Source organism: Dapis purpurea BLCC-M126, from assembly GCF_050015975.1.
GTDB lineage: Bacteria > Cyanobacteriota > Cyanobacteriia > Cyanobacteriales > Microcoleaceae > Trichodesmium.
Window position 1 is genome coordinate 25,942 of record NZ_JBNHER010000089.1, and the last position, 23,381, is coordinate 49,322.

The 23,381-nt window shown below is 34.7% G+C and carries 17 protein-coding genes; 13 read left to right on the forward strand and 4 right to left on the reverse strand.

All coding sequences use genetic code 11. From position 1 onward, the window contains the following. Positions 1–318: 318 nt before the first annotated feature. From ACP6PL_RS08415 to ACP6PL_RS08450, 8 genes are all read left to right on the forward strand, one after another. The gene (locus ACP6PL_RS08415; protein WP_426544505.1) at positions 319–1,581 is read left to right on the forward strand and encodes a valine--pyruvate transaminase; all 1,263 of its coding nucleotides are present in this window, start codon (positions 319–321) and stop codon (positions 1,579–1,581) included. A 592-nt stretch (positions 1,582–2,173) separates the two neighbouring features. Beyond that, entirely contained in the window at positions 2,174–2,659 is a 486-nt protein-coding gene (locus ACP6PL_RS08420; protein WP_426544479.1) for an NC domain-containing protein, read from the forward strand. 96 nt (positions 2,660–2,755) lie between these two features. Further along, positions 2,756–3,460, forward strand: a complete 705-nt coding sequence (locus ACP6PL_RS08425; protein WP_426544481.1) for a class I SAM-dependent methyltransferase — start codon at positions 2,756–2,758, stop codon at positions 3,458–3,460. Positions 3,461–3,906: 446 nt separating this feature from the next. After that, complete coding sequence (locus ACP6PL_RS08430) at positions 3,907–4,479, forward strand: hypothetical protein (protein ID WP_426544483.1); 573 nt, start codon at positions 3,907–3,909, stop codon at positions 4,477–4,479. A 75-nt stretch (positions 4,480–4,554) separates the two neighbouring features. Then, positions 4,555–5,826, forward strand: coding sequence for a glycoside hydrolase (locus ACP6PL_RS08435; RefSeq protein WP_426544484.1), 1,272 nt, complete (start codon positions 4,555–4,557; stop codon positions 5,824–5,826). 1,012 nt (positions 5,827–6,838) lie between these two features. Continuing rightward, positions 6,839–12,178: a trifunctional serine/threonine-protein kinase/ATP-binding protein/sensor histidine kinase gene (locus ACP6PL_RS08440; protein WP_426544486.1), complete on the forward strand. Its 5,340-nt coding sequence runs from the start codon at positions 6,839–6,841 to the stop codon at positions 12,176–12,178. Between the two features lie 307 nt (positions 12,179–12,485). After that, entirely contained in the window at positions 12,486–12,698 is a 213-nt protein-coding gene (locus ACP6PL_RS08445; protein WP_426544507.1) for a transposase, read from the forward strand. 440 nt (positions 12,699–13,138) lie between these two features. Beyond that, entirely contained in the window at positions 13,139–14,176 is a 1,038-nt protein-coding gene (locus ACP6PL_RS08450) for a cyclic di-GMP-binding domain-containing protein, MshE-related (RefSeq protein ID WP_426544488.1), read from the forward strand. 589 nt (positions 14,177–14,765) lie between these two features. Here the strand turns inward: ACP6PL_RS08450 and ACP6PL_RS08455 are convergent. The 3 genes from ACP6PL_RS08455 to ACP6PL_RS08465 form a co-directional block, all read right to left on the reverse strand. Next, positions 14,766–15,872, reverse strand: a complete 1,107-nt coding sequence (locus ACP6PL_RS08455; RefSeq protein ID WP_426544490.1) for an SGNH/GDSL hydrolase family protein — start codon at positions 15,870–15,872, stop codon at positions 14,766–14,768. 515 nt (positions 15,873–16,387) lie between these two features. After that, complete coding sequence (locus ACP6PL_RS08460) at positions 16,388–17,491, reverse strand: SGNH/GDSL hydrolase family protein (protein ID WP_426544492.1); 1,104 nt, start codon at positions 17,489–17,491, stop codon at positions 16,388–16,390. 371 nt (positions 17,492–17,862) lie between these two features. After that, a complete protein-coding gene (locus ACP6PL_RS08465) occupies positions 17,863–18,075 on the reverse strand; it encodes a hypothetical protein (protein WP_426544493.1) in 213 nt (70 codons plus the stop codon). A gap of 553 nt (positions 18,076–18,628) precedes the next feature. On the opposite strand from ACP6PL_RS08465, the gene ACP6PL_RS08470 reads away from it, so the two are divergent. The 4 genes from ACP6PL_RS08470 to yidD all read left to right on the forward strand — a co-directional run bounded on the left by ACP6PL_RS08470 (position 18,629) and on the right by yidD (position 22,302). Next, positions 18,629–19,261: a GUN4 domain-containing protein gene (locus ACP6PL_RS08470; RefSeq protein WP_426544495.1), complete on the forward strand. Its 633-nt coding sequence runs from the start codon at positions 18,629–18,631 to the stop codon at positions 19,259–19,261. 616 nt (positions 19,262–19,877) lie between these two features. Further along, the gene (locus ACP6PL_RS08475) at positions 19,878–20,753 is read left to right on the forward strand and encodes a M15 family metallopeptidase (protein WP_426544497.1); all 876 of its coding nucleotides are present in this window, start codon (positions 19,878–19,880) and stop codon (positions 20,751–20,753) included. 15 nt (positions 20,754–20,768) lie between these two features. Further along, positions 20,769–21,659: an aspartoacylase gene (locus tag ACP6PL_RS08480; protein WP_426544509.1), complete on the forward strand. Its 891-nt coding sequence runs from the start codon at positions 20,769–20,771 to the stop codon at positions 21,657–21,659. Positions 21,660–22,068: 409 nt separating this feature from the next. Next, complete coding sequence (gene yidD / locus ACP6PL_RS08485) at positions 22,069–22,302, forward strand: membrane protein insertion efficiency factor YidD (protein WP_426544499.1); 234 nt, start codon at positions 22,069–22,071, stop codon at positions 22,300–22,302. Between the two features lie 180 nt (positions 22,303–22,482). Here the strand turns inward: yidD and ACP6PL_RS08490 are convergent, their stop codons facing one another. Then, positions 22,483–22,950, reverse strand: coding sequence for an EVE domain-containing protein (locus ACP6PL_RS08490; RefSeq protein ID WP_426544501.1), 468 nt, complete (start codon positions 22,948–22,950; stop codon positions 22,483–22,485). Between the two features lie 161 nt (positions 22,951–23,111). Between ACP6PL_RS08490 and ACP6PL_RS08495 the strand changes: the two genes are divergently transcribed. Further along, on the forward strand, positions 23,112–23,243 hold the full coding sequence (locus ACP6PL_RS08495; protein WP_426544511.1) for a DUF7149 domain-containing protein: 132 nt from the start codon (positions 23,112–23,114) through the stop codon (positions 23,241–23,243). Positions 23,244–23,381 lie beyond the last annotated feature (138 nt).

Sequence of the window (23,381 nt, forward strand, 5' to 3'; positions counted from 1 at the left end):
CACTTTACTGATGCACAATCAAAATTTCTAATTATTGCTCTATTACGCAATAGTTAATTCATTTGCTGAAGCACCCTGCCAGATGGAGGTGGATAGTCAAAATTTCTAATTATTGCTTTATACGCAACAGTTAATTTATTTTATTAAGCACCGACTCAGAAGTAGATGGATAGTGAAAATTTCCAACTATTGTTCTATTACGCAACAGTTAATTCATTTTTCATGTCGCAAAGCATTTCATGTCGGCGACAGCCGAAAACGCACTTTACTGGACTAAAATTAACTAGATGTAAATCCATTTTTTAATTTAATCCTATGATTAATCCTGCCTTGAGTCAATTTGGTACAACAATGTCCCGCCTTACAGGTGTACGAGCTATTATGGCAGATATTATTGCTACCCTAAGAGCGGGTCAAGGTCAGGAGTTTCTCAACTTCAGTTCTGGAAATCCTCTTGTTTTGCCAGAGGTAGAAAAATTGTGGAAAAATTGTACCACAAAATTATTGGCAAGTTCAGAATATGGGGAAGTAGTAGGACGTTATGGTTCCTCTCAGGGTTATCAACCGTTTATTGATGCAGTTGTTAATGACTTTAATTCTCGCTATAGATTGAATTTGAGCGATCGCAACGTTTTAATCACTCCAGGTTCTCAGTCTATATATTTCTATGCTGCTAATGCCTTTGGAGGATATACTGACAGCCAAACTCTGAAAAAAATTGTTTTACCCCTCAGTCCAGACTATACAGGTTATGGTGGAGTTAGTTTAGTCCCAGAAGCAGTGGTCGCCTACAAACCAACTCTGGATATTGATTTTGAGAGTCATCGCTTCAAATATTGTCCCGACTTTAGTCAACTGGTCATTGATGAAAATACTGGTTGTGTCATTTTCTCACGCCCCTGTAATCCTACTGGTAATGTTATTAGTGTTGATGAGGTAAAGAAAATTGCCCATCAAGCTGCTGTTTATAATGTGCCAGTATTTGTGGATGCTGCTTATGCTCCTCCCTATCCAGGATTAAATTTTGTGGAGATGGAACCTGTGTTTGGGGACAATATTGTTCATTGTCTAAGTTTATCAAAAGCTGGACTTCCAGGAGAACGAATTGGCATTGCTATTGGGGATGAACGAATAATTGAGGTTTTGCAAGCCTTTCAGACTAATATGTGTATTCATTCTCCTCGTTATGGGCAAGCGATCGCTACTAATGCAATTAATTCTGGCGCTCTGGCAGAAATTTCTACTCAAGTAATTCGACCTTTTTATCAAAATAAGTTTTCGATTTTAGAATCAACTTTAGAAAAGGCTTTACCAAAAAATTTGCCCTGGTTTCTCCATCGTTTTGAGGGAGCAATTTTTGCTTGGTTGTGGTTAAAAGATTTACCGATGAGTGACTGGGAATTTTATCAAAAGTTGAAGGAAGTGGGGGTTATTGTTGTGCCTGGCAGTTCATTTTTCCCTGGTTTGCGAGAAGAATGGGTTCATAAACAAGAGTGTATTCGTATTAGTTTGACAGCTTCGGATGAGGATATTCAAGAGGGAATGGAACGTTTGGCAAAGATGATAATTTCTATTTTTTAATGCACATTAAGTAGATAGGTGAAAAAATTTACAAGTATGTCATTGCGACTGCAGCGGAGCGGAAGGAAGCAATCTCAAGGGTTTCAGCTGCTTTAACATTTCGTTACATAGTGACGTTTATTCGCGCATACCTACTTAGTTGATATATAGTAATCCTATTTTATTCGTGGCAAAAATCTTACTGCTTTTTAGGGAACACTTAACTGGTAAGAGTTTAAACTTTTTTATTTACTTTTTAATTTGTCACAACCTATTTAGGATTGCTATAGCTATTACTAAAGTTAATAGTGCAATAAGCGTAGGTTTGGTTGAGGAACTTAGCTTGCTTCCCGTAAGGGTAACCCAATAAAAATAATGCTTTGTTGGGTAGAATGAAGTTAAAACTAACCTACATTTTTAGGTGTGTCTAAAGATTAGAATTAACAATAATGTTACAATTGAAGAGATTTTTCTAGTAGTCCGGCTATTGTTGATAAGATTTACTTGATTAGGATTGAGCATAAATTTATCAGTTTGTTAAACAGATTAAGTAATTTGCAATAGCATAGACTTAAAAAGATATAAATAAAATGAAAAAAGAGTATAAAATATTATGAGCGCCTCAATTTATAGTATTGCTATTGAATCAACTGCTGGAATTGCTAGACATTATTTTATTTCCTCTGACGGAACATTTGAAAATTCCATTGGATGGGGTCCTAAAGGAATTGAATATCAGGGAAAAGGGGCACAATTAACAGTTGAACAAGAACAACGAGCTTGTGAATATTTACACAAGTTTGGCAAGTATAATATTCATACTAATAATTGTGAAATGTTTGCTTGGTATGTGATTACTGGAATATATTATTCTGGGCAAATTCAAGAAAAAGTTCACACTGCAATTGGAGCTAAAATTGTTTCTCTTGTACAACCTGTTTTGACAGCTAGAGAAATAGTTAATCATCAGTATGAACAAGCAATAGTTAGTAAATTTAATGAATACTTAGAAAAAGCAAAACTTGAGGGGTTAAAATCAGAGCAAGCAATGCGTGATGACTTTTGGAAAAAAAGAGATGCTAAGGAAAATTATATTTGAGAGTACATTAAGTTCCTAAAGCTGATAGCTGACTGCTGAATGCTTAAATGCTAAGATACATCAATATCCTACAAACAGAAAAAACACTATTTAAAAATGATAACTGTCAAAGAAGCAAGAGAAAAAGCACTATCTTTTCTCAGCGAACAAGGACTTGAACGAGAATTTATTGAAAATGTCTCAGTCAAACTTGATGATGCAGAAAAATTGATTCATATAAGCCGTCAAAAACAGCCTCAAAAAATATTAGAAATTGGTACTTTTGTTGGAGTCTCTACTACTGTATTAGGATTGTGTTTACCAGAAACAGAAATTGTTTGTATAGATGCCGATCTTCCTGTAACACTTCAAAATATTCTCTGCGTTAAACAATTTGAAATTAACAATCAAAAGACTAATTTATATTTTGTTGAAAAAGTTTTGCAGCACTTAGAAATTTTTACAAGATTCACCCTGAAACGAGGTTTTTTTTCTTGTTGTTTCCCCAATCAAGAAGATTTGGATAAAGTTGTGAATTATGGAATTAAACCTGAAGACAGGGAAATTATCGGTTTAGAAGTCTGTGAAAAGTATGGACAATTCGATATAGCATTTCTAGATGGAGACCATAGAAAAGAAGCTGTTAAACAAGACCTAATGTTACTGTCTCGTTATATTAGACCCGGAGGAACGATCATTCTTCATGATATGGGTTTAGATTATTGGGGACAAGAGGTGCGACAAGGTGTGGAGCAATTCTTAAAAGAATATCCTCAAACAGAATTTCGTATTGAAGGTGAAATTGGCTTTATATCAATTTAATTTTGATGTTTAATTTAGCTAATTTGCAGAATAAAACCACACAATAAAAACTATGGTACTACGCAAATAGGGTGCGGAAATTTATAAATGCTTAAACTCAGTTAGTGATTACTTCTGACTTCTAACTTGCGCGTAGCGCTATACCGAGTTTCTCATACTGTTTTATTGAGAGACTCGGTTAATTTTTTGTGTCTTGTTTTTGTCAATATCAATTTTTAATTGCTACAATTCTTATCTTTTTTATTCAATAAAAAGCTTATTTAACCTAAATAATATTTTCACAAAATCATTATTATTTGTAATTTTGATTTTATCACAATTAATAATTATTAATTAAAACAAAAATGTCCTGGTCAAAGCGGAGATTAACAGAATAAGCTATAAATAAATAATAGATGAGGGGTATCACCCCTCAACAAATAAAATAAATTGATTAAGGAGGTCCAATGCTACAAAGTCTTGAGATTGATACAACCCACAACATCAATCCTCCAACTGATAACTTAAGGGTCAAAAATGGATATAAATTTGTAGCCACTCCTGAGTATGACCAGACTGAATCAGAATTATTAAAGCTTTCAACTATGCCCAGTTGTATTCGCCTTGGCCTAGAAGATTTAAAATCCTTTGAAGTAGTAGACCATCAATTTAAAAATTGGGGTGTAACTTTCTCTAATGCGATCGCTATCGAACCATCAAACCCAGCTTTTGCAGTTCCTTCAGGTATTAAAGTATTGATGGGAGCACCAAAAAGTGGCCTAATAGAAATGAACTTTACATCTCCAGTTAAGTTCGTCAGTGGACTGGTAACAAGTTCCCGCAGAACTGTTTTGTCAGCCTATAATCAAAATGAAGAACTCTTAGCTCAAGAGGAAATGCCCGCCTCAAACTTGCTTCACTCAGATTCAATTATTCCTCCTAATGCTAAACTAACCGTCAATGCTGAGAATATTTACAAAGTTAATTTCTATGCTTTTGACGGCCAGCTCATAGTTATAGATTTGAACTTTGGATTTTAACTATAATTTAGAATTATAGAAAATTAACTTAAAATCAATTTTTATTTTATGTGGTATAAGTAATTAAATAAATTAATGGTCTTGTACCAGGGAGTTGCCGAAGTGTTAAATAATCCTCGAGTCTTATTTGTCCCCTGGTTACATTTTCACCAACCTCCGATTTGGAATAATGGTCGATTACAGGGAAATTTAGAAAAAATGCTAAATGGTGAACCCAACTCAGAAGAGCATTGGAATGCTCAATGGTTTGCCCAAGCATACAAAAATCCTGCCCGTTATGCTAAACAACTCACCGCAGAAGGTCATCAACCCCGGATGATGGTAGATTATTCTGGGGTATTACTTGAAGAGATGGCAAAACTATCTACAAATGGCATTTTCTCTAATCTTCATGTTGATGGCGAAGCAGTAGGAGATGTGATTAGTCTGTGGCAAGAGGTTCTCACGGAATATTCAGACACAATAGAATTTACTGGTAGTGCATATAGTCATTGTTATTTTCCTGCTACTCCCGAAAGAGACCATGAAGCTCAAATTATGGAATGGCGAAAGGTGTTTGCAGATTTGTTTGGGCAAAAGGCACTATCGGGGATAAGAGGGTTTTGGCTTCCAGAGATGGGAATGACTGGTGACCCTGCGGAAGCGTTGAGATTTATCCGTCTGTTGAAAAAGTGCGGTTATGAATGGATTATTTTACCGAATGCAGCATTGGAACATCCTGAAGGTTGGAGTACGCCAGAGTTAGAAAACCGGGTGCATTGGTTGGTAGTGGAATCAGGGGGTGAATCGGAACGTATTCTATGTGTGGTTAGGGATACGGATATGGGGATTCGACAACAAAGCGGTCAAAATGCTGAAGGTTGTATTAATGATGTGCGATATCGTGGTGGAGAAGTGGGAATGAAACCACCTGCTTTGGTGGTGCCTACTTCTGATGGGGAGAATGGTAATGTGATGATGTTTGAATATTTTAAGAATTCTTTTGCTCCTCTATTTCGAGAGAGCGATCGCTGGTCAGATGTGGGTTTTCTGACGGTGAGTCAATATATCGATACTTATTTAGCAGATGGAGCAGCAACAGAGGTTAAACTTAAGTCAACAGGGGGTTCGTGGATAGGAGGTCATCAGCAATGGCAAGAGGGAGATTTGCGACAACAGGTATTAGCCGCAGTTGAAAAGTTGAGTCAAGATTATGCCAAGGTTGTAGAATCTGGCAAGGGTTCTGCTGAAAAAAGTAGAGCATTATTGTTGTCTGAAACCAGTTGTTTTGTTTATTGGGGTTCTGACTTTTGGGCGGAACAGGCAAAGTTATGTATTGAGTGGGCAAGAAAAATTTTAGGTTCATAGCTGATGAACTACCCTGAGTTAGGAAAAAACTCCTTTATACCTCCTAAGTCCTAACTTCTGACTCCTGTTATATCATACAGCAGATTTCATATTGGTGAGGTACATCTTTCGCGGGCAAGATGCCCACACGACAAACATCCGTTAGGGTTTGCGGAGCATGACCTAGGAAAGCTTTGCTTTAGTAATCGTTAATATTTGTACCTCATATACTTGGAGTCTGCTTTATATTTAGGGTTGGCGCTCAAAAGAATGAAAGTGTTTACTGATATTGCTTTTGGCATTTTTAAGTCTGGAAAAAGTGCCCTAGCTTTGAGTTGAAAAGCCTCAAAAAGTTAGTATTAACAGCAAGATTTGGACAGAGAAATTGAGGGATAATTCTTCCAACTGCCTTCTCGGTCATTCCTTACTCCTCCTGTCTCCTGTCTCCTGTCTCCTGTCTCCTGTCTCCTGACTCCTACCCTCACCCATAAGACTTTTGAGCGCAAACTATAATTAGTTTTAATAAATAAAGTATTTGTTCGTAGTTGGGCTGAAGCACCCTAAATATTTATTGTAGGGCAAAAAGCCAACTATAAACTTACAGCAGTTTCGGAGTTAGTGAGGTACAAAGTTTTATCACTTTAGCTCACGGGGTGAAGAGAGATTAGTCTTCAAGTGTACCTCACCATCCTAAAAAGTGCTGTAATTATAACTGTTCTAACGAACATGATATAACCATTTCCAGTAAACATTTATTACACCTGGAAAATACTACATTTTGTCGTGTAAAATCGAGAACATAGAGTTTCAGAAAATATACAGAAGATATACAGAAGATGAAGTTTCACAAAGACAATTAAGTTCCGTATTTTTTCTGTTGATCATCTCACAAATTCTATATTAATCTAGAATAATCAACTCCATATCCGGTTTCGTGTTTGAGAAAATTTTTTTAAGCCTTTGTATAAAAAATTTAGTTTTACAATTTTACATCACCCTAGTTTACAATTTTACATCATCCTAGATAAAATCTATGAAACTGCAGAAACAGCGAATCAAATTTTCAGGAATTCTACATTCGTGTAGTTTGAAAAAATTGGAAAATCCCTATGCTTTTGTTGTAGAAGACTCTGAGATAATTTCCCTTAAAGAATGGTGGTATCAGCGATATAAAGATTCTAAAAATACATATTTCCAAGGATTTGATTGCTTAACTGATTTTTTGCCTATTGCTGTCCAAATTGCTCAAATATTACATAAATTACATTATTATCAGATTATTTATCAACATATTAAACCGTCTAATATTTTAATCGATCCTGTGAGTAAACAGGTGAACTTCAGTGATTTTACTTTCGCCTCTATTGTCAATCAAAAAAAACAAGTTATTAACATCTCAAATGTTTTAGAAGGAACTCTAGGTTATATTTCTCCAGAACAAACAGGTAGAATGAATCGATGCCTTGATTATCGAACTGATTTTTATTCTCTGGGGATCACTTTCTATCAGCTTTTAACAATGCAACTTCCATTCTCTGCTGAAGATCCAATGGAATGGATTTATTGTCATCTTGCCAAAAATCCTCCGGCAGTGCATGAAGAAAACCCAAAAATTCCTCAAGTTTTGTCCAACATTGTTGCCAAACTAATGGCCAAAAATCCTGAAGACCGTTATCAAAGTGCTTTGGGATTAAAGCAAGATTTAGAAAAGTGTTTATCTCAATGGGAAAAAATAGGTCAAATAGACTTTTTTGAGTTGGGCAAAAATGACATTTGCGATCGCTTCATGATCCCTGATAAGCTTTATGGACGTGACTTAGAGGTTAAGACTCTTCTGAATGCTTTTGATCGCAGTAGTCGAGGCAATCGAGAAATTCTCTTGATTGCAGGGGAATCCGGAGTTGGGAAAACAGCAGTTATTCAAGAAATTCACAAACCTGTTATTCACCAGAAAGGATACTTTATTCAAGGCAAATTTGACCAGTTTCAGCGTAATATTCCCTACTCAGCAATTCTGCAAGCCTTTCGGAGTTTGATGAAGCAGTTGTTAACTGAAAATTCAACTCGGCTAAACCAATGGAAATCAAAGATTATAAAAGCTTTGGGTGATAATAGCCAAGTAATTATTGATGTGATTCCAGAGCTAGAAGAAATTATCGGTAGTCAACCTGCTGTACCAGAACTTAATGGAACTGCCAATCAAAATCGCTTCAATCTTCTGTTTCAGAAATTCACTCAGGTTTTTGCATCACAAGAGCATCCACTGGTGATTTTTCTAGATGACTTGCAGTGGATAGATTCATCATCTTTGCAGTTGATTCAACTATTAATGGGTGAAACTGAAATTCATCATTTACTCCTCATAGGAGCTTATCGAGATAACGAAGTCAGTTCAGTGCATCCCTTGATTATTACCCTGAAAGAAATTCAAAATCTAGGAATCACAATTAATACCATTCAACTAAAGCCTCTTCAACTCTCAGACTTAAATGATTGTATTCAAGAAACATTACATTGCTCTCAAGAGTTAGCCGAACCTATTACCCAACTAATTTATCAAAAAACCCAGGGAAATCCTTTTTTCAGTCATCAGTTTATGCTGTCACTGTATGAAGATAAATTAATCAGATTTAATACTGATGTAGATGTAGGGTTTTGGGAATATGACTTAAATCAAATTCAAACACTTTCTCTCACAGAGGATGTGGTAGAGTTTATGGTACTACAGTTAAAAAAGCTACCATTAGAAACACAAAACTTCTTGAAGTTAGCTGCTTGCATCGGGAATGAATTTGATTTATCTGATTTAGCTATTGTATCTCAGCAATCTCAAATCCAAACTGCAAATGCTCTTAAGGCTGCTTTTCAACAGGGTTTGATCCTCAAGCAAAATCAGGGCAATAATTTTTACCAAGCTGTTAACTTTGAACGGATTGAAAAATCTGCAGCAAACGAACAAGTGAATTTGAGCTGGAACTCCTATAAATTTCTCCATGATCGAGTTCAGCAAGCTGCTTATTCTCTAATTCCTCAATCTCAACAACCTATCCTGCATCAGCGTATTGGCAAGCTATTACTCAGTCAACTTTCAGAAGTAGAGCAGGAATCCAAAATCTTTGATATTGTTAACCATTTAAACATTAGTATATCCACAATTAAAGTTGAGTCAGAATATGAGCAACTAATTCAACTTAATCTGAAAGCAGCTCGAAAAGCACGGGCAACAACAGCTTATGATATTGCTTTGGAATATGCAACAACAGCCATTCAACTTTTACCCTCTCAAGCATGGCAGTATCGATACCTATCAACTCTAGAATTGTATGAAATTGCTATAGAAATCACCTCTCTATTAGGTGATTTTGAACAGATGGAAGCCTTGATGGATATTATTCTAGAACAGGCAAAAACTCCGTTAGATCTGGTCAAAGCATATGAGGTAAAAATTCAAGCTTGTGCTTCTCAAAACAAAATGTTAGAAGCTATTGTTACAGCTAGACAAGTCCTCAAATTATTCAATGTTGAATTTCCTGAGAGTATCAAACCAGCAGATATTGAGGAAGCAATGATGGCAACAGCTGCAAAGCTCTCAGATAAAACCTTGGAGGAAATTGTCAATTTACCTGTGATGACAGATAAAAATCAATTGGCAATTGGACGAATTATCCTCAGTATGATTCCTGCTACTTTTATTGCTGAACCTGCACTGTTTCCTCTGATTGTTTCATCTCAAGTTAAGGCTTCGCTTGACTTTGGTAATTCTCCAGCATCTTCTTTCTTCTATGCCACTTATGGTCTATTTTTGGCAGGCAATTTACAAGATTTTGAAACCTCGAATTGGTTAGGAAAATTGTGTCTAGATTTGACAACTAAATTAGAAGATAAGGATCTCAACAGTCGCACTTATCTTGTCCTGGGAAGTTTCATTTTTCATACCCAATCTCATCTCAAGGAAACCTTACCCTTACTTCAGGAAGGTTATCAGATTGCTCTAGAGGTTGGCAATTTAGAATTTGTCGGTTATTTTGCTAAAAATATCTCTCGTAACTCCTACTGGATAGGTAATAATTTAATAGATTTAGCCACAGAAATTCACACGTATCAGAATCTATTATCAGGTTACAAGCAAGTCACAACTCTAGGTTATTGTCAAATTTTAGGACAAACAGTATCGCAACTGTTAGGTGAAAGTGAATCTGAGAACCTGGATCGACTGTTAGAGAATGGATTCGATGGTGATACGGAAACCCTTTATCAGCAGTTAACAAACGCCCAGGATATGCTGGGGTTATTTTACCTTTATCTCGATCGCCTTATTCTTTGTTATCTGTTTGGAAAGATTTCCCAAGCACGAGAATATGCTATTCAAATCCGCCAGTATTTAGATGGAGCTACTGGATTAGTCTGTTTGCCAATTTTCTATTTTTACGACTCCTTGATTACTCTAGCGTTCTGTACTCAGACAGCCTCTGAACTTGGCCAATATCAGCAACAAATTCAGCAAAACCAGGATAAATTGTGCAAATGGGCAGAATCAGCACCGATGAACCATCAACACAAGTTTTATCTTGTTGAAGCAGAAAAGTACCGAATTTTGGGAGATAAAATTCAGGCAGCAGAAATGTACGATCACGCAATTACCCTAGCACAAGAAAATCAGTTTATTAATGAAGTTGCATTGGCGAATGAATTAGCTGCCAAATTTTATCTAAATTGGGGAAAAGAAAGAATTGCGGAGGAATATTTAATAGATGCTTATTCTGCCTATGCCTGTTGGGGAGCAATGGCAAAAGTTCAAGCCTTAGAAGAAACCTATCCTTTTTTAAACAAACTGACTTCAGATGCTATTGCTTACAATACTGCTAGTAACCGAATTTCGCCCACATTTTCAAGTTCAGCAAGCAGCAGTATCACCGAAAATTTAGACTTCACAACTGTTCTGAAAGCCTCACAAGCTCTAGCGCAAGAAATTCATTTGGAACAACTGCTGGAAAAATTAATAAATATTATTGTTGAAAATGCTGGTGCTGAGAAATGTATCTTGGCATTTTACCGAGAGGAGAATTTGGTTATTGAGGCGGTTAGAAATAGTAATGGTTCCCAATCTATTTTACAATGCTCCTTATTAAAGGATAGCCAAGATGTACCTCAATCAATTGTTAATTATGTTTCTCGTACAAAAGAAATATTAATGATTGAAGATGCTTGTAAAGATACAACATTTGCCATAGATGCTTATCTGGTTAAACATCAACCTAAAAGCGTTCTTTGTCTGCCAATTAACCACCGCAATAAATTGATTGGTATTATTTATCTAGAAAATAACTTGATGCCAGGAGCATTCACTAATAATCATCTAGATGTACTCAATTTGCTCTCGACTCAAATTGCTATCTCCCTAGAAAATGCTATGCTTTATGGAAATTTGGCTGCAGCAAATCAAAATCTAGAGGATAAAGTTGAACAAAGAACACAGCAGTTAAATCAGAAGAATGAGGAAATTACTGAACAAAACCATGTTTTACAAGAGACATTAGTTCAACTCAAGCAGACTCAAGCTCAATTAATTCAAGCTGAAAAAATGTCAAGTTTAGGGCAAATGGTAGCTGGAATTGCTCATGAAATTAATAATCCAGTTAGTTTCATTCATGGGAATATTGAGTATGCCAGTCAGTATGTTCAAGACTTGTTCAACTTGATTGATACAGTTCAGGAATGTTTTCCAGTTCTGCCTGAAGAAGTTCAAACGATAATTGAAGAAATAGATTTGGATTTTCTTCAAAAGGATTTAGTTAAGCTTTTTGGTTCTATGGAAGTTGGAACCAGGCGAATTCGAGAAATTGTAGGATCGTTACGCAATTTCTCACGTCTTGATGAATCTGACTGGAAAGAAGTAGATATTCATCAGGGAATTGAGAGTACCTTGTTAATTCTCAAAAACAGATTAAAACCTAATGAAAATCATCCTGAAATTACTGTGATTAAAGACTATGGACAACTCCCTCTAGTTAATTGTTATGCTGGACAACTGAATCAAGTCTTTATGAATATTCTCAACAATGCAATAGATGCTTTATTATCAAACGAGGACGACGGAAAATTACCCACAGCCCAGCCAGAGATTCGGATTCATACAGTTTTGCATGAAAACTCAATTTCCATTCAGATTACCGATAATGGCCCTGGCATCAAACAAAAAGTCCTTTCCAAAGTATTTGATCCCTTTTTCACAACTAAACCTGTAGGGCAAGGTAAAGGATTGGGTTTGTCAGTCAGTTATCAAATTGTTGTAGAAAGGCATGGTGGTTGTCTAACCTGTCAATCTGCACCTGGTCAGGGAGCAAAATTTGTGGTTGATATTCCCATATATTGAAGAAGAAAGAGGGACAAAAGATTGAAATAAAGCATTGAAATAAAGCTTTGCTTGTCTATATTTGAGCTTTTATGCTTCTGTTTTGTCTAATGTAGAATCCAGTTTAAAAGTTGTCAGTAGTCCTGTATATATAGTGATATTAAATCCGGTTGAATACTTAATTATACAGAGCTTTCTGTTGTTATAAGGTAGATATATTTAAGAAACAGGGAACAGGGAACGGGGAACAGGGAATAGGGAATAGGTATGGAAGCAAAAAATATTCCCGCTCATCAATAGACTACAATACCTGAACCGCAACAAAATTATTGGTTCAGCTAACTGGAGGGCAGCACAACTTAAAATTGCCAAGCTACACACAAAAGTAGCTAATATTCATCATGACGTACTTCATAAATTGACAACATATCTAGCTAAATCAATTGCAAATCAAGGATTTTATGAATTTAGGCGACAGCTTGAATACAAAACTCATTTGATATCAGTGAGGTATACCTGTGCAAGATACAATACTTCGTAGGCAAGATGCTTACTTGACTCCACAAAGGTTTTATCCAACATTCCGACTTCAAATTCAAGTATAAAAATTTATACATAGCATGTAACTGGTTAAGTATGATTATTAATCATACTTCAAAATGTAGTTTTTATAGATGGCGAGTCAAAAGTCTGGATTGAATTAGTTCTGCTAATTGGATATATAAGTATAATGGCAATTCAAAGATCAGTTTTTAAGTATAAACACTTATTAAACTACAGATATTGATACTACTTTTAGTATTACAAAATTAAAGTTTTCAAAAAAAATCATATAATTTAAAATAAATCAGTATTTATTTATACTTTTAAGGTATTCTTTAATGTTTTTTTATATTTGATTTGTATTATTTATATACACTAAAAATTTGTATATTTTTTGTGTATATTTTACGTACGTATAACTACAGGAAATTTCTTAGTATGAAAAAGCTTTGTATGAAAGATATTTTGAGTTTGATTGAACACAAGCAGGTGGAGTTCCGTCAGCATCCCCTATACCAGTTCCTGAGAAACAAGAACATTGCACCTCGAAGAAGACTTGCTTTTGCACCTTGCTTTGCCTTTTTCGTTATGGGATTTGCAGAACTCAATCAGTATGCTTTTCGGGAAGAACCTACTGACGATCCAATCCAGAAGATTGTGAATCAGCATACCTATGAGGATGATTGCCATTGGCCTTGGTTTTTAGAAGATTTAGAAAAGCTAGGGATGAACTATTCACTTAAGTTTACTAGCTGTCTTAAATATCTCTGGAATCAAGATAATAAGTTCTCACGCAGTACAATTTACAAGCTCTATAAACTCGGATACAAAGCTGAACCTATTCAGAAGTTGGCTATGATTGAAGCAATTGAAGCAATTGCTGATATTTTTCTCGGTGCAACAGCTGAGGTTTGCCAGGAGTTGCAGTCTTTTTCTGATGAGAATTATCCTTACTTTGGACAGCATCACTTTACAGTAGATACCAGCCATACCATCTACTCTTCAGAACTAAAGCAGTTCATTGAGAATATTCAAATTCCTGAACAGATAGAAACTTCAGTTCGTGCAGCAGTTGATGAAGTATTTGATATTTTTGTAGAATTTAGCACTTCTTTGTTGGAATATGCACAGAATTACAGTTCAACTGAATCTTTGAAGGATATGTCACTTTTGGATGAATTCAAAGTTCTCACACAACAAAATCAGTATCAAGTTAAACAACAAATCGTGGCATCTCCAATCATGGAAACTGATGCTTTAGTGCCTTCAAACTTTAAACCATTAGGTACTTATCTGCTCGAAGCGGGTTTGTTGACTTCAGATCAGCTAACAATTGCTCTGAGTGAGCAGCAGCAAAATCCCTCTCGTCTTGGTGAAATTGTTGCTCAACGAGGATGGGTAAACCAGCAAACTGTCGAATATATGATGGAAAAACTGATTATTCCTGAACGAGAAATTCCTACCAAAAGCTTGTAAAACTCAACATTTGTCCCTATGGCAGGAACAAATATGTGGTAGTTTTTTATTATATCATGTCCGCTTAATTAGCGATAGAACTGCGTTCCACTGACGCGACCAAAAAACTTTCTCCTCTTTATACTGCCGATCATTCTTTTTTCCCATCACTTCTCCCTCCTGACTCCTGAGTTCTGACTTATCCCTAATTATTGATAACTCACATTACTTCCGTCAATTTGTAACATTCAAAGTAGAAAAATTGGTAATTTGAGAGTTATTTATGCTGTATAAATCATCTTCATTGACCTATCTCATTCGTCAAATTCTCAGGCAAATATTTAGAATAAAGAGTTGATAAAACCAAACATAGGCTGCAGATCCTTCCCTACTTACTAGTTGACCTTTATAATTCGCTTTGAAGTGCGGAATGCAGGTTATAAGTGTTTATCCGGACATGATATTACAACCCAAATTTGTTGTTCTGACCAGAAGATGTAGTGTTATAACTGCAACTGACAAATAACGCTCTTCTGAAAACTTTGTAGGAACTAACATCCTTAGTTCCTACAATTCTTGCGGATGTATCTATGAATATCTGTTAACTGTTTCAAACTTTGTGTTTGAAAGCTGATATCCCTAGCAAACTTACACCTAATCCCAGCAAACTAAATATGGAACTAGGTTCAGGAACAGTCTCATTATATTCAGATTTCAAAGCGTATAGGGCTTCATTTGCTAGTATCTGATGAGCGACTTCTGTAGGATGAAGTATATCCCAGAATAAGTATTTATCTGGATCGGGAACATCAACATCACAGGATGTTACTGAACCATCTGCTCCTAAAGAGGCATCTGAGCAAAAAGCTAATACTGTATTTGACCAACTGTCTGTTACATTGCTAAAACCAAACTGACTGGGATTCTCAATTATCTCATCTAAAATAGAGTTAACATCTAATAAGATGATAGTAGCTCCAGATAAAGATTGTTCTAACTGAGCGATCGCTAACTCTAGTTTTTGGTTATGAGCATCTGTTAATTCATTCAATCTCTCAGATTTACCTGTGAATGTAGCCAAAGGTGTGAGACCTAATGATGGTAAGTTTGGGATGAGGAAGTTACGAGCGCCTACATTATATAAAGCTTCAATACCATCCGTAATATTATTAACAGTTGTATCTGGATTAGCAGGTGTCTCTGGTGGGAGTGCCAAACCCAACATAGATAGAGGATCTAAAATATAATCATTTGCACCCGCCCAGACAGTGTATAGTCCATCAGAGTTAGCTGAATTCTCTTGTTCTAAAAGAGGAGCAATAAAACTCTGAAGTTGTTGTTCTAAACTTGGCAGGCCATTAAGAAGATTCTGGTTTCCACTGAGTGACCCACCTGTAGCATAGTTAGCTCCGTCTTGAGAAACAGAAAAATTAGTAAAAAAAGCTGTAGGATTTAAGTCTAAGGATAATCCTAGAGATTCTATCCAAATAGGTCCGTTAGAAAACCTACCCTCAAAAGATAGGGAGTTTTCTGGAAATTGTCCTTCTGTGAGACTAAAAGCATTTCCTGTATCCAAAAGGCTATCCCCAAAGATAAACATTTGGGAAAAGTCTAAATTGGAATTATCAAAATTAAAATTTGCAGCGTAAACGGGAACAGTCCCTATAGTTAGACCAGATGCAGCTAGAGCAATGCTAACTGAAACAATGTTATTCATTATGTATGTGCAACCCTGATGAGTTTAATCAACTTAGCTATAAGTATAAGTAGAATTCCTGAGGAATGTCAAACTAGGCTTAATTATATCAGTAAAATTTTGTAGAGATACTAATACCAATTTAATAAAATATTGCTACAGCTACAACACAGGCAACAGGCAAAAGAGAACAAGGAAAAAAACTGTATCTTATGAAAATCATAACCACCATATTTTATACTTTTAGGGAGCAGTAAAATTCTTACAATTACAATAGTTGTAGGGATGCTTTATGAAACATCCCTACAGTCTTTTTCATAGATATTCAAAGATTGTGATTATATAGCAGTCGAGGCAAAGGGCGCTAACATTTCTAAATTATTAGGAGTTACGCATAAACCGGGTTTATGAACGAAATCTCGTGGTTTGAACAACAAGATCAGGGCAATAAACCCGGTTTCTTGGTTGCGCGTGCGTAAGTCCTGATTATAAAACTCACTCAAAGAGTATTTTTGAGTTTTGCCTTGCGCGTAGCGCTATACTTTCTGTTTCTGCTTTTGTTTATCTTTCTGTTTGAAAGCTGACGTTCCCAGGAAACTTAAACCTAATCCCAACAAACTCAATGTAGAAGTAGGTTCAGGAACATCTTGACTATATTCAGGAACATCTTGATTATATTCAGAATTTAGAACAGATATAGCTTCATTTGCTATTAACTGATAAAATTTTGTTGTAGGATGAATGTAATCCCAGTATAAGTATCCATCTGATAAGTTTCCATCTGATAAGTTTCCATCTGGAGGTGCTGGATCTGTAGGATTAACATCACACTTAAATCCGTTGCATTCTAACCAACTGTCTGTTACATTAGTAAAACCGAACTCACCGGGATTTTCAAGTATATCATCGAAAGTAGAGTTAACATCTAATAATGTGATAGTCACTTCAGAAAACTCTTCCTCAAACTCAGCTATCTCTAACTCCAATTTTTGGTTATGATCATCTGTTAATTGATTGAATATGTTTTCATCTATACCTTGGATTTTATGAAAATCTGAGTTTGTGAATGATAGCAAGTTAGGGATCAGGAAGTCACGAGCGCCTACATTATATAAATCTCGAATACCATCGATCACATTCTCAACAGTTGTATCTACAATATTAGGAGAGTTACCTGCAATATAATCTTTTGTACCGGAAAGATAATCAGTAGAACCTATCCAGAGAGTATACAGTGCATTAGAGTTAGCTGACTGACCTTCAAGACCCCCCAGAAAAGAGTTAAGTTGTTTATCTAAGTCATCTCCACTATTATTTCCACCTTTGGCAAAGTTAGCTCCATCTGAAGACACACCACCACGATCAGGCTTATAAAAAGTTACAGGATCTAAATCTAAATACGATGCTAGAATATCTGTAAAAACATACCCGTTAGAAGCTCTACGCTCAAAATAAAGACTGGAGTTTTTAGTAGGTCCGTTTGTATTTCCTGGATCTGAAAGGCTATCCCCAAACACAAACATTTGGGAAAAGTCTAAACTTGTAGCGTAAACTGCTTCAGCGCCCATAGTTAGAGTAGACGCAGTTAGAGCAATGCTGAGTGACACAAATTTATTCATTGATTTAAGCTTTACTATCATAATTAATATACTCTGTTAAGTATAAATAAGAATTGTTAGTGTTTTATGAAAATTCAGTAAAGATTGGGGAGCATTTCACTGGTCATATGAAGATTTGATGAAGTTGATATAGGAATTTACATTTATAGATAAATATTTGATGAAGTAGGCATTTTTTTCTTGAGATGAGGGGGGGGAGAATTCATAACCCGAAAATGGCCTTGATAAATTAGGGTATGATTTGTATTTTTTGGTAATTCCTAAAGTATTGAATAACAAATATTTGAGATTGTTCAATTTTTATTTTCATACCTTGATTTACCAACACCTTTACTGTTTCTGCTTTTAGTTATCTTTCTACTTGAAAGCTAACATCCCCAGGAAACTTAAACCTAATCCCAACAAACTAAATCTTTGGCAAAGTTAGTTCCATTTGGAGAAATACCACGTCTCGTAAAAGGTGTAGGCTCTAAATCTAAACATGATGTTAGAATATCTGCAAAAACATATCCGTTAGAAGCTCTACCTTCAAAATAAATACTGGAGTTTCGAGTAACTCTGTTTTTATTTCCTGGATCTGAAAGGCTATCCCCAAAAACAAACATTTGGGAAAAGTCTAAATTGCAATTTGCAGCGTAGACTGGTGCAGTGCCTATAGTTTAGAGTAGATGCAATTAGAGCCATGCTTAAGTTACACAGATTTATTCATTTTTATCATTATAATAAATCTACTCCTTAAGTGTCAATAAAATTTCTAATAAATGTCAAGTTATCTTTAAGTTTAAGTAAAATTTCTAAGGAATTTCAAGTTAGGCTTAATCATTCAGTAAAATTGCGTAGGTATTAAATTATCGTCAATTCTATTTTCCCAGTCTCGCTTTGTAATTATAGTAATTTGATGAAGATAATAACCACAATATTTTAGGCTTTTAGGGAGCAGTAAAATTCTTATAATTACTATATAAGTAATACAAATTGGATACATATTGGCTCCATAGCAAGATAATTTAACTACAAGGTGGGGCGAGGTATTTGATCATCAACATAAATCTACGCTTATTTATATTTTGTACTAATTAACCTCAAATGATATAATCTATTGTCGAAAATATTTAATAAATTATAGAATCTTATTGGTAATAATCTAGGTATTAATTTATGATTCAATCTAAACCAAAAATTTTAATTGTTTTTTTAGGGATTATTTTAGGAGCATTTCCATCATTAGCGAATCCTAATAATTTGGGAATATTTACTGCAAAAGAATCAGATAGATATCAATCTAAAATTATTACTTCACAAGCTTCAGATAATTCCCCTTATATTCAGTTAGAAAACTTATTAGCAGAGAATAAATGGCAAGAAGCAGACGAAGAAACATACGATTTGATTTTAAAATTAACTCAAAGGACTAGAGCAGGAGGAATCAATACAAGAGCAATCAAAGAAAAAATTTCTTGTGAAGAAATTAGTAACATTGACCAACTCTGGCGGAAGTATTCAGCAGATAAATTTGGTCTCAGTATCCAAGTATTAGTCTACTTAGAAACTGGGAATAACTTGGAAGGGTATAACCCACAAAGTTATCAAATATTCGGCGATCGAGTGGGTTGGAGAAAAGCCAGAAAATGGAACAAATATGAGCAGTTAAATTTCTCCGAAGATGCTCCTAAAGGTCATTTACCAGTAGCCATAAGAGAACCAGAAGTTACTGTGAATATTCCAGAATTTATGATTACTAAACGTTTGCGTCGGGTACTATATTCTAGGGTTAAAGAATGTGGACTTTAATCAGTTATTAGTTATCACTAATAATCCTCTGTTGCCTTTTTCCCTGGGAAGATAATCATCTAAGATCTACAAAACTCGATTCAATAATGGATAATGGATAATTGATAATGGATAATTGATAATTGATAATTACCTCTCCCTAAAAAGAAGAGGATTGAATAAAAAGAAATATATTCTTGTTTCTCTTTTAAAGGAGAGGCTTTAAAGCTTAATTATTCGGTAAATTGGCACATTTCATTTGCTGATAGTCCTTTTATCTCTCTACCCATTCACTTTAAAGATGTCATATCAAATCCGGTTGAATACTTGTTATATAGTTGGGATGGGGAGATGGGGAGATGGGGAGATGGGGAAATGGGGAGATGGGGGGATGGGGAAATAGGGAGATTAAAGTGTAGATAAAATTATGAACATATACTATATAACCGGATTCTATATCACAAATAGTTTCAAACCTTAAATTTGAAATAATTTCCTGAAGTTACTTTATAGTCAAAGTTTTGAGTCTTAAAAATATAACTTTCAACTTTTGACTTTTAACTTTTGACTTCTGACTTCTGTGAAACGGTATGGAATGTTGACTTATCAAGATTTACTTATAGAATAAAAAACGATTTTGAAATTCACTAGCAGGAGTGAAGCTTTGAATAACGAAAGTCTCTCAGAAAATTTGTCATTAGTCCAGGAAACGGTTGTAGATGAGATTCCTGAAGCAGTGCGAGACCCCCAAAAGGATGAAGAAATTATCCCAATTCAACCTAACAACAAAAAATGGATTTGGAGTTGGGCGGGAATAGTTGTTTTGGTGGGAGTAGTTACTCTAGGGTTACAACTTCAATCTAATCTCAACCAAGTCAATGCTTCATCACCTCAAACTGAAACTGATAGTATTAAGGTAGATAATTCTTCTACTACAGAAACTCCTATAATTGAATCTGAGAAAAGTCCCCTTGCAGATTTGCCTTACTCACAAACAGCAGAAATAGAACTAGAATATATAGTTGCTGATAGTGATATTCGATTGCAAATAAATGCAGCAAAAAAGTTTCAGGAAATGCTTTATACTGCTAGAAATGATGGGATTAATTTAGTAGCTTTGAGAGGATTTCAGTCTAAGTCTGATTTGGAAAGTTGGGTAAGTAATACTAATACTATTGAGTCAAATCCTACCGAAAATTTTTCACCTCTAAGTTATGGGGAATATATAACAGGTTATGCTGTTGATATTGGGGATAAAAATGCACCTGAAACTCACCAAAATGTGGAATTTGAAAATACGGCAGCTTTTCAGTGGCTAAAAAATAATGCCGCTTACTTTAGCTTTGAAATGATACCTCTTGATGAAGAGAAAGGTGTTGGTTATGAACCTTGGCATTGGCGTTATGTAGGCGATCGCCACAGTCTAGAAACTTTTTATAAAAATCTACCTAATATTATCTCTGAAGAATCGGAGTTAGTTCAAGAAAATCCAGAATTAAGTAGTGGTGAATAATCATAATTGAGCATGATGGAAAAAATCAATAAATTAGCAATTGTCGGAGGAACACACGGGAATGAATTTACAGGTATATATCTTGTCAAAAAATTTGAAAAGTTTCCAGACTTGATTAGCAGAACAAATTTTGAGACTAAAACATTATTGGCTAATCCTCAAGCATTTGAATTAGTTAAAAGATACATTGATACAGATTTAAACCGTTGTTTTAAATTGGAGGATTTAGAAAATAATACAAAGACTAACTATGAAGAAAGTAGAGCAAAATTTATTAATCAAATGCTAGGACCTAAAGGGAATCCTAAATTTGATTTTATCTTAGATTTCCATACCACTACTGCCAACATGGGATTAACAATTGTTTTGGTAAATAATCATCCTTTTAACTTAAAAATTGCTGCTTATTTAACTTCAGTTGAACCAGATGTAAAAATTTATAGTTGGATTAATCCAGGAGTAGAAAATTCTTTTATGAATTCCATTTGTGAACGTAGTTTGGGAATTGAAGTAGGGCCTATAGCTCAAGGAACTCTCGAGGCAGATTTATTTTTTAAAACAGAAAAGTTAGTTCAGGCAAGTTTGGATTTTATTGAACGTTTTAATGAAGGTAAACTACATCATATAAATGGGGATATTGTCGTTTATAAACATTTAAAAGTTGTGGATTATCCCAAGACTGAGGATGGAGAAATAGCAGCAATGATTCATCCTCAATTACAAGGGAGAGATTATCAAAAGTTAAGTCCTGGTGAGCCAATGTTTTTAACTTTTGATGGCAAAACAATTTATTATCAGGAAAAAAATCCTGTATGGCCAGTTTTTATTAATGAAGCGGCTTATTATGAAAAAGGAATTGCTATGTGTTTGACAAAACAAGATAGTATAGCAATGGATAATGGATAATTGATAATTGATACAGTACTTTCCGTTGTTATTGAAGTATAAAGCTAACAAGCAAGATGGTTGAAGTGCAAGAATTATATAGTTTAAACTTGTAAATCATTGGTCCGAAACATACTATAATATCATGTCCTAATAATTAGTGATAGAACTCCATTCCGCTACGCAAACAAAAAATTTTTGTTTGCAGTTTTGCTCTGGCCCGAACTATAAAATATTGCTAGAGCGAAACTACGAGAGCTTATAAATTAGACGTGATATAATTGATAATTAGTAGAGATACTATGTTTAATTTCTCCTGAATTAGGAAGTTTAGGTAGTTATAAAAGTAACCTTTTCAGCCTGATGGGATAAAATATTGTATTTTTATAGAAAGTTGCACATCGCCTATTTTCCAGAATTTGATTTGCATATGAAAGTATTACTAATTAAATTAATTAAAGGCTACAAAATTTTAATTTCGCCAATGTTACCTCCATCATGTCGTTTTCAACCAACTTGTTCAGAATACGCGATGGAAGCAATCGAAAGATTTGGCATTTTTAAAGGTACTAGAATGGCAGTTATGCGAATTTTACGTTGTCATCCTTTTCATCCAGGTGGTTATGATCCGGTGCCTCCGAAAGATCCAACAATTAATAATTAACAATTAATAATTACCTATTCTTATAAAAAAGAGGATTGACTAAAAGGAATTTTTTCTTTAAGAGTAAATATGCCGATTTGTTAGTTCTCTCCTTTAATAGTAACTGTTAAGTCAGAAATGATATTAGTTGAGTTTAAACTTGTTATCTTTCTGTGAGAGTTCTTGGTGTGACACATTTTTTTAATTTGGTGAAAAATTATCTTTCATAGCTAAAATTTTCTCTCCTACATTTTGAGGAATAGGCATTACAGATAATCTATTTCCTTTCTTAACAACTAATAATTCATCCCCAGTAAATTGTTGTTTCAAATCAGCTAAAGATATTACTTTAGGAAATTCTTCTATAAATTCTACAGAAACAGTTTGCCATCGAGGAGAATTAGGAGTAGATTTAGGGTCATAATATTTACTTTCTGGCTCGAATTGAGTGGGGTCAGCAATACCACTTTCTAATATTTTTACTAACCCAATAATACCAGGAGAAGTAGTATTAGAATGATAGAAAAATGCTAAATCTCCCCGATTCATTTGTCGTAGAAAATTGCGTGCTTGATAATTTCTTACTCCATCCCAAATACAAGTTTTTTCTTGTTTCATATCTGAGATACTGTAAGTTTTTGGTTCTGATTTTATTAGCCAATATTTCATAATTAATTAGGGAGTAGGGAATAGGCAGTAGGGGAGCAGAGACGTTGCATACAATGTCCCTACAAGGTTATCATTTTTTCACAAATCATTTCATGTTGTTATATAAGTTTACATTCAAAAAATGAAGTCAATTTCAGCTAGAAAAACATTAAATAAAGAATATTTACAAGGTAAAATCTAGTAGGAAAAATATTGAAAAATTTAAAGACAATCTGAAGTTACTTTTAGAGCAAATCAACGAAGCAGGATCAGACAAATTTCATAAAAATATAATTTCCCAATTTTTACAATAAACTTTCTACAAAGCCAATTATTTTATCAACAAAAAAGAGCAAAATGACCTAGTAATTAACAATGGTAAAGACCATAGAAGTAATTTCATTAATTGATAATGGATAATTGATAATTACCTCTGGTTAAAACCGAGAGGA

Excerpts from the sequence above, each read along its gene's own strand:
- ACP6PL_RS08420 (WP_426544479.1), top strand. The coding sequence starts at position 2,174 with ATGAGCGCCTCAATTTATAGTATTGCTATTGAATCAACTGCTGGAATT.
- ACP6PL_RS08425 (WP_426544481.1), top strand. The coding sequence starts at position 2,756 with ATGATAACTGTCAAAGAAGCAAGAGAAAAAGCACTATCTTTTCTCAGC.
- ACP6PL_RS08430 (WP_426544483.1), top strand. The coding sequence starts at position 3,907 with ATGCTACAAAGTCTTGAGATTGATACAACCCACAACATCAATCCTCCA.
- ACP6PL_RS08435 (WP_426544484.1), top strand. The coding sequence starts at position 4,555 with ATGGTCTTGTACCAGGGAGTTGCCGAAGTGTTAAATAATCCTCGAGTC.
- ACP6PL_RS08440 (WP_426544486.1), top strand. The coding sequence starts at position 6,839 with ATGAAACTGCAGAAACAGCGAATCAAATTTTCAGGAATTCTACATTCG.
- ACP6PL_RS08450 (WP_426544488.1), top strand. The coding sequence starts at position 13,139 with ATGAAAAAGCTTTGTATGAAAGATATTTTGAGTTTGATTGAACACAAG.
- ACP6PL_RS08455 (WP_426544490.1), bottom strand. The coding sequence starts at position 15,872 with ATGAATAACATTGTTTCAGTTAGCATTGCTCTAGCTGCATCTGGTCTA.
- ACP6PL_RS08460 (WP_426544492.1), bottom strand. The coding sequence starts at position 17,491 with ATGATAGTAAAGCTTAAATCAATGAATAAATTTGTGTCACTCAGCATT.
- ACP6PL_RS08465 (WP_426544493.1), bottom strand. The coding sequence starts at position 18,075 with ATGTTTGTTTTTGGGGATAGCCTTTCAGATCCAGGAAATAAAAACAGA.
- ACP6PL_RS08470 (WP_426544495.1), top strand. The coding sequence starts at position 18,629 with ATGATTCAATCTAAACCAAAAATTTTAATTGTTTTTTTAGGGATTATT.
- ACP6PL_RS08480 (WP_426544509.1), top strand. The coding sequence starts at position 20,769 with ATGGAAAAAATCAATAAATTAGCAATTGTCGGAGGAACACACGGGAAT.
- yidD (WP_426544499.1), top strand. The coding sequence starts at position 22,069 with ATGAAAGTATTACTAATTAAATTAATTAAAGGCTACAAAATTTTAATT.
- ACP6PL_RS08490 (WP_426544501.1), bottom strand. The coding sequence starts at position 22,950 with ATGAAATATTGGCTAATAAAATCAGAACCAAAAACTTACAGTATCTCA.